The sequence below is a fragment of the Rufibacter soli genome, from assembly GCF_054781795.1.
The window spans coordinates 1-7507 of record NZ_BAAGTS010000008.1; the positions used below are offsets into that span (position 1 = coordinate 1).

11 protein-coding genes are annotated in these 7507 nt (G+C 48.4%); all 11 read left to right on the forward strand.

The window, feature by feature from the left end; genetic code table 11:
• Nucleotides 1–59: 59 nt before the first annotated feature.
• The 11 genes from ACYVJQ_RS19710 (at nt 60) to ACYVJQ_RS19760 (ending at nt 7195) form a co-directional block, all read left to right on the forward strand.
• Nucleotides 60–323: a hypothetical protein gene (locus ACYVJQ_RS19710; RefSeq protein ID WP_460894839.1), complete on the forward strand. Its 264-nt coding sequence runs from the start codon at nt 60–62 to the stop codon at nt 321–323.
• Nucleotides 324–326: 3 nt separating this feature from the next.
• Nucleotides 327–683 carry a hypothetical protein gene (locus tag ACYVJQ_RS19715; protein WP_460894840.1) on the forward strand — a complete coding sequence of 119 codons (357 nt, stop codon included), beginning with the start codon at nt 327–329 and terminating at the stop codon, nt 681–683.
• The gene (locus ACYVJQ_RS19720; protein ID WP_460894841.1) at nt 680–4009 is read left to right on the forward strand and encodes a DUF6371 domain-containing protein; all 3330 of its coding nucleotides are present in this window, start codon (nt 680–682) and stop codon (nt 4007–4009) included. The genes ACYVJQ_RS19715 and ACYVJQ_RS19720 overlap by 4 nt, the downstream gene beginning before the upstream one ends.
• 102 nt (nt 4010–4111) lie before the next feature.
• Entirely contained in the window at nt 4112–4402 is a 291-nt protein-coding gene (locus tag ACYVJQ_RS19725; protein ID WP_460894842.1) for a hypothetical protein, read from the forward strand.
• A complete protein-coding gene (locus ACYVJQ_RS19730) occupies nt 4399–4614 on the forward strand; it encodes a hypothetical protein (RefSeq protein ID WP_460894843.1) in 216 nt (71 codons plus the stop codon). The genes ACYVJQ_RS19725 and ACYVJQ_RS19730 overlap by 4 nt, the downstream gene beginning before the upstream one ends.
• A complete protein-coding gene (locus tag ACYVJQ_RS19735; protein WP_460894844.1) occupies nt 4611–4934 on the forward strand; it encodes a hypothetical protein in 324 nt (107 codons plus the stop codon). The genes ACYVJQ_RS19730 and ACYVJQ_RS19735 overlap by 4 nt, the downstream gene beginning before the upstream one ends.
• A gap of 10 nt (nt 4935–4944) precedes the next feature.
• Nucleotides 4945–5448, forward strand: a complete 504-nt coding sequence (locus tag ACYVJQ_RS19740; RefSeq protein WP_460894845.1) for a hypothetical protein — start codon at nt 4945–4947, stop codon at nt 5446–5448.
• A 243-nt stretch (nt 5449–5691) separates the two neighbouring features.
• Nucleotides 5692–6147 carry a hypothetical protein gene (locus ACYVJQ_RS19745; RefSeq protein ID WP_460894846.1) on the forward strand — a complete coding sequence of 152 codons (456 nt, stop codon included), beginning with the start codon at nt 5692–5694 and terminating at the stop codon, nt 6145–6147.
• 113 nt (nt 6148–6260) lie between these two features.
• The gene (locus ACYVJQ_RS19750) at nt 6261–6683 is read left to right on the forward strand and encodes a hypothetical protein (RefSeq protein WP_460894847.1); all 423 of its coding nucleotides are present in this window, start codon (nt 6261–6263) and stop codon (nt 6681–6683) included.
• A gap of 10 nt (nt 6684–6693) precedes the next feature.
• Nucleotides 6694–6948 carry a hypothetical protein gene (locus tag ACYVJQ_RS19755; RefSeq protein ID WP_460894848.1) on the forward strand — a complete coding sequence of 85 codons (255 nt, stop codon included), beginning with the start codon at nt 6694–6696 and terminating at the stop codon, nt 6946–6948.
• Nucleotides 6935–7195 (forward strand): hypothetical protein, encoded by a 261-nt coding sequence (locus ACYVJQ_RS19760; RefSeq protein ID WP_460894849.1) that lies wholly within the window; start codon nt 6935–6937, stop codon nt 7193–7195. Before ACYVJQ_RS19755 ends, ACYVJQ_RS19760 begins: the two co-directional genes overlap by 14 nt.
• Nucleotides 7196–7507 lie beyond the last annotated feature (312 nt).

The window sequence follows — 7507 nt, forward strand, 5'->3', positions numbered from 1 at the left end:
AGGTCGCCAAAGCACAGCCTTAACACCTTACTTTTTTATAACCAATTAACCACATTCAAATGTCTAGCTTAATTAAAACCCACCCGGCCTGCATCGCAGGCCTGATGAGCCTTCATCGGGAAATGAAGACTCTCCTTTCCTTAAAGCGCGCCGCCCTCAGGACGGCCAAAGGGCGTGACAGATCCGCTCTGATGCGCGACATGTTCTACATAGGAAAAATTATCAGAAGGACGGAAGGCCAGCTGGCAGAGGTAGAGACACCTCCCATCACTGCCTTTATTCTGAACCTCAATATCACACTGCTGCCAACCAATAAATACTAAACCATGAAACCGAGTCAAGTACTAACCAACAGTACGGACCTGAACGCCCAGATTCAGTTCTGTACGCTTTCCGCCTGCGTCACCCGCCAGGCCGGCCAACAGGATTTCTCTAAAATGTATATACAGATGGCCAACAACCTGATGGCCTTGAAGGTGATGAAAGGTGTGCCTCATCTGGACCCGCTCACGGTACCGGAGCTGATGGTCTACCGTGATTCCCTTATCAAGGAACTCCATCAGAAAGAGGAGATGGGCTCATTCGCTTTCAAGCTGCTCCAGAAGGAAGTGGTGCGGGTGAACTCATTGATTGAGGATCTCCAGGTGCAGGAGCCAGGCTTTCAAACGGGGGAGGCGGCATGAGTGATAAAGCCTTCAAGTATTCTTTGGACAAGAAGCCAAAGAAGTTTTCCTGCCCATCATGTAATTCTAAAACCTTTGTTCGCTACGTCTACTCCGAATCCGGGGAGCATGTAGGTGAGCAGTACGGGCGTTGTGACCGTGAGAACAACTGTGGTTTCCACCACCACCCTAACCAGGACGCTGCCTTTGAGCCTAAGCCCCAGGTAAGGAAAGAACTTCCTGCTGCCGTGACGGTTCAGCCGGAAGCGCAATACATTGACTCTTTGATGGCCAAGCTGCCAGGTAAGACCAATTTCCACCTGTTTTGCAAAAACAAGCTTGGAATCACCACCGAGCACATGGAGAAATGGATGGTGGGCGGTGAGAAAGGAAAGACTGCCTTCATCGTCAGCAATGGCCAGGGGCTTCCCATCAACGTGAAGTTTGTGAAGTATACCCTGGACGGCAAACGGGATAAGACGCCTGGTGACAAGTTCAAGTTCAAGTATGCCCCCCATTACCTGGGCAAAGGCTATCTGCAGGGGTTGGGCCTCCAGCTTCCCGAGGGCGCCAGCTGGGATGATTGGCAGGACTATTTCCAGTTTAACCGCTGCTTCTACGGGCTGCACCTGTGGGATTCCAGCAAGGATACCAACATCGTGGAGTCAGAGAAAACGGCGGTGATCGCCAGTTTCTTTTTCCCTTCCTACAACTGGCTGGCCACCGGTGGCAACCACGGCCTCAAGTTTGAGCAGTTCAATTTCCTGTTCGGCTACAAAGGGCAGGTATGTAACCTGGTGGACAATGACCCGGCCGGCTATGAGAAGAGCAAGACCATTGAATGGTTGCGCAAACTGGCAGAGGTGCGGGAAAACAAGGACAGTGTGCGTAGCCTGAATCTCTTTGCCGAGAAACCGAAGGAATATGACCTGGCGGATGCCATTATCAATGACTGGTACCGTGACGAGGTAAAGCTTCGTCAGGATATCAAGCATGCCTTTGACATTTCCCTGAAGGTTTCCATTGATCTGGAAAGCGGTGAGGTGAACATTTCTGAGCGCCCCCAACGGGACTGGAACGAGAAGGAATTCCGCCGTGCCACCCAGACGGTGAATCGGGTAGTGAAGCAGGAGCTGAATATTGTGGGCCCCGGCAAGGATTATGAGACGGTTGGCAAGGCACTGGCCAGCTTTGGTGAAAAGGGCCGCGGGATGTTCCATGCCTTGGCACGCTTCCGGAAAGACTATGTGCATGAAGAGGCAGAGAAGGACTATGATCAGTTTCTTTTTTCCAGCAAGGAAAAGAACGCAGAGAAGTTCTTCAAGCTGGCCAAGGAGAACAAGGTGGAAACCAAGCTCATCAAATCCCTGCAGCCCCGCGCCGCTGAGGGTGCCGGTGAGATCATGGACAAAGAGTACAATGAGTTCTTCTTCAAGCTGCCTGAGGGCGTGGAATTCACCGATGAGCTGAGGCAGGAAGTGTATGCCTACAATTTTATTGAGGTGAAGAATCAGTACTACTACGCCAAGTTTGACAACGAGTCCAAAAACGTCACCTTCACCAGAATAAGCAACTTCACCGTTCGCCCCCTGTTCCTGATCAGGAGCAAGACTGACGCCAAAAGGATTTTTGAGATAAAGAACCTGTTTGGGCAGCGCTATATCGTGGACATGCCGGCCAAGGCGCTGGTCAGCCTGAATGATTTCTGTGTGTTCGTGGAAAGCCAGGGCAACTTCCTGCTGGAGGCCAGCAAGATCCAGTTCAACAAGATCAAGCGCCGGCTCTATGACCACACCCAGGACGCCGATGAGATCAAGACGCTCGGCTGGCACAATGACGGGTTTTATGCCTTTGCCAACGGCATCTTCACAGACAGGTTCCTGCCTGCGAACGACCACGGCATCATTACCCACAACATACCCACCGATGATCAGGATGAGCTGCTGGAGAAGCATTATTTCATCCCGGCTATGTCTTCCATCTACCGCAATGAGGAAGAGCTGTATGAGTCTGAGAAGAAGTTCCGGTTTGTGGAGCGTAAGGGTGTGAAATTCGCCGATTGGGCCAGTCTGTTCTACGCCGCCTACGGTGACAACGGGATTTTCGGGATGTGCTTCTACATCACTTCCCTCTTCCGTGATAAGATCTATTCACGGTTCAAGTTCTTCCCGCACCTATTCCTGTTCGGGCCTCCCGGTACCGGTAAATCGACCATGGCCTGGAGCATCTCCTACATGTTCGGTCTGGAGCGCAAGCCCTTCATGCTGAACGCCGGTACCAGCGTTGGTTTCCACCGCACCTTTGCCCAGTTCCGCAATGCGGTGGTTTGGTTTGATGAGTACTCCAACCAGATTGAGTTCAAGCGGGTGCAGGACCTCAAGTCAGCCTATGACGGTGCCGGCCACGTGAAAGGCGAATGGAGCCAGGGCGGTGGTTCTTCCAATAAAACCACTACCACGCCGGTACTCTCCAGCTGCGTGATCAGTGGCCAGGAATTGCCTATCGCAGACAACGCGCTTTTCAAAAGGGTGATCCTGCTGCAGTACCACCAGACGGAGTTCACCGAGAAGGAAACCGCCTTGATGAAAGAGCTTAGGGAGCTTCAGGAAAAGGGCCTCAGCCAGATCACCGGCTACCTGACCACTTTCCGGAATGAGGTGGAAGGCAGCTACTTCAAGGTGTTTGACCAGGTACTCTCAGAATTCAGGAAAGAGCTTAAAGATGAGACCGGCATAGAGGAGCGGATTCTTCAGAATACGGCCATCATCGCCACCACCTTCAAGATTCTGGAACACCTGCCATGGCCCTTCAACTGGGAAAAGCTGAAGCATGCCTTTATCAATGGGATGAAGACCCAGAACGCGCTTATCTCCAATGCCAAGGAAACCAACCAATTCTGGGATCAGGTGGACTTCCTTATCAATACTTCCCAGATCAGGGACGGTGAGGATTTCAAGGTGGAGATGAAAAACGAGATCAAGCTACGCACCGGCCGCACGGAGGAAAGCACCAAGACCTTCAACAAATCAACGGAGGTTCTTTTCCTGCGCCTATCCAAGGTGCACCCCCTTTACCTGCAGGCCTTGCGCACGCAGGGGGAAAAGAAAGGCATGGACAAAAACTCCCTCATCCATTACCTCAGCCATGCGCCAGGCTATATAGGCGCCGTGAACAACACCAATTTCAAGATCGGTGACAAGAGTACCCAGTCAAGTGCCTATTGCTTTGACTATGGTTATCTGGAGGGGCTGGGCTACAACTTCAAACGCTTCATCCCTGAGGAAGAGGAAATCCTTAGTGCGCTTAACGGGCCAGACCGGCCGAAACAGGTTCAAACTTCATTTTAACGTCTAATCACATTCAGTTATGGGAAATTCAAAAAAGTATTACCTGCTGGTCCTGTTGTTCACAGGGCTGCTCTGCCTGCTAGGAGGCGAGATCAATGAACTATGTCAGAAGAATGCAGGAAAGGAGGTGGCGCAGAAATGAAAAAGGTCTTAGTCTCAGAACTGCAAGTGGGCGACTGCTTCAAAATAAGCGCCAGGCATAGAAAGGTTGTTCATGTCACCAAAGTGTTTGATTTGGATCAATCACACTATAAAAATTCCAACCCACAAATTTTCAAAGATCATTATGAAAATAGGGTGATGGTGATGGATGGGTGCCGTCAGTTGAAGGGATTCAAAAATGAGGAAGTGATTTTGATTTCTACGGAAAGAAAGGAGGCAGCCCAGAAATGAGCGATTCCCCTATTGTATTTGAGAAAGACAACGTCATCACCATGTGGTGGATTCTCCGGAAAATTGACTTTCACCCCGTTGGCTATATAGAGCCCTACATGGGAGAGTGGCACATCAAAGGCCACCCAGAGCTGACCAATACCAAGAAAGATTCTTTTGACGCCGCAGTGGCCTTTGCCCTGCAGTTCTTCGGGAAGGAGGGTCAATCATGACAGCAGCCACTTTCTTTGAGAACCTGGCCGATTGGGTGCCAACCCAGCATGACAGGACCTGCAGCAACTGCGAAGGCAAAAGGGAACTCACCACCAGTATCTGGGAAGAGTTCAGAAGCCTGCCGCACGAAGAGCAGATTCACCTGATGGACAGTAAAAAGGGAGAGCCGGACCGGCTCTTCCACTGGTTCGCCATCAGAGATGAGATCCAAGTGCTCAGCATCCCAGAGCAGCTCTACAGCCTGCCACCAGAGCGAATACCCTGCCAGCAGTGCGGCGGTACCGGACTTTACCCACCAGATAATGCAGTTAAGAACTAATAAGTAAGCCATGTATTATAAAATCACAAACAAGAAATCTAAGGTCTACAAACAGCTTCTAAAGATGCGCTCTGATGAATTGTTATGGGAAGACGAAAACAAGAAATCAATCATCCAAAAGACAGGTCTTGAATTTGATAAGTTCTTAGGGAACAAGGGCCAACAAACCTACAACCGGGTAACCCAATACCAAGGCTTTGTATTTAAAGAGCCAGAAAAGGTAGATCCTAAAATCTGGAAACGGCACAAGCATTACCCTGAAGCCTTTGTCCCAAATACCCGCACTAAGGGTGGGCAGGAAATGTATCAATTCATAACAAACGGATTGAAAGGCAATGTTTTTTATAGCCTTTTAGAGGTGCTTGGGCTAGAAGCTATGGGGAGATTTACTTTCCCATATTTAGAAATAGCGGGGGAAACATTGGTTCTTTTTTTAGATGATTCTATGGAACCATCCAATAGAAACCTGATTGAGATTACGAGAACGGAATTTCAGGAAAGACTTAAAAAGTAAAGTTTAACCGATATGAATAACGGCTTTTACATGGTGTATTTAGAAGGGGGGCAAGGCCCAACTTACCAACACCCAAATAGAGAAAGTGCTACCAAAGAGGCTAAAAGACTTGCAAAGCAAATAGGGCGGAAAGCCTACGTCTTATGCTCCATTGAAAGTGTAGAGTTGAATGAGTTTAAACATGAGAAGCTGGTGCCTCAAGACATTGACCCAGACCTACCATTTTAATTAAGGTTAAATAAGATGCCAAACAATATAGAAATCAGAAAAGCGGCAAAGGAGGTAGTTCAAAACGAAGTGCGCCGCAAGCTAAGCCAGGAAGCTCTAAGGGCTATACAGGTGATGGGTGCCATCTTTGACGGATTGGCACCGCTGTTCAACATTATCCAGCGTGATATCAATAGCATGGAGCTTTTTGAGGCAGATGCCGTGAAGGCGCTTCCGAAAGGTCTTTGGGAAAAACTTTCCAACAACAAGAAAACAATGTTTTTGGCGGAGTTCAGGCTGGCAGTTGCCATTATCAACAAAAGCCAGGACAAACTAGGCCAGCTCATACAGGAACAGGCTGCCGTGCTGGACTCTCTTTCTCCCGGCGCCTTGGATGAGCTTCTGAAGATTCAGGAAACAATCTTCAAAGCTGCCCAACCAAAGGTCAAAAAACCTAGGGCCAAACGCCCCTCAATGAAGATGGCTTCCTAAAAAGTGTGTAAAAAAAAGGGTGTCTGATTTTACCCCTGTTTTCAGGAAATCAGGCCCCTTTTTCCTATCCAAAAAATGTACCTCTAAAAACACTTGATTTAAACTATACGCCAGTGGCAATACTGAATTATACCACCAAGGTTCCTGCCTCAAAAACAGTAGGTGAGATCCAAGAGATCCTTGCCTCAGGTGGGGCCAAAAGAATCATGATTGACTACGGCTCTGATCGGGAGCCAGTGGCGGTCAGCTTCCTGATTGAAGTTTCACCTGGTAACCTGGTAAGTTTCCGTCTTCCCTCAAATCCGAAAGGTGTGCTTGCTTCCTTGGAGAAAGACAAAGTAAAAAACGAATTCAGGAATATGGACCAGGCTCAGCGTGTGGCATGGCGAGTGATCAAGGACTGGGTTGAAGCCCAGCTGGCCATCATCTACGCTGAGCAGGCCACCATGCTGCAGGTGTTCCTTCCTTATGCAGTCACTTCTTCTGGTGACACCATGTTTGATCACGTGATGAAGAATCCCAAACTTTTGACTTGATGGAAGGGACATGAAGAAATACATTCTTTATGATAAGACTTCTTTCTGGTTCATTCTGCATTATCCCAAACTGGTGCTTTTTGAAGCCTTTAAAATTGAAGATGAGGAAGAAGGATACAAGTCAGTAAAAGAGCTTCTTAGTTTTAATCTGGCTAAACGGATCGATCCACCAAGGGCTTTTCTTACCCAAAGCAATTCTGATTGGTGGAGCTATACATTTTGCCTCCCTCTGTTTGAGGACCTAGAAGTTTATGAACTTAAATAAATGGTTTATGCCATACACTATCTATTACAACGGCCCCAGGTGGGGAGGCATAAACGCCTGGCATCTAAAAGCACTTTGGAAAGTAGGCAGCGCAGGCAAAAGGGGAAAGGAGGTTAAGCTTTCCTATGGGAGGGTAACCAAGCTTCTTGTCTCCATGCATTTTATCACTAGAACCGAGAAAGGTTCTTATATGCTCACCTCCCTTGGACAATATCATTTCAAAGAATTAAAGAGAAAGAAAACCTAAGCTTATGACTGTACACTTTCACTATTCAGGGGGTGAGCAATACGTCCCAGAAGAAGAGCAAGAAAGACGGAGGAAGGATGGAGAAGAACCAACCGCTTGCGGTTATACTAGAAAACACACTTCTGCCAATACAATGGAAGTAACATGCTTCTACTGTAATAACTGGCTCAAGAAACAATCAAAAAACTAATGATATTATGAAGACAAACCCAGACCAACCCGCTTACCCAGTATCGCAACGTTCACCATCTTTGCAAATTGAGACATCATTAGGCCTAACCAAACGGGAGCAGATGGCGGCTTTGGCAATGC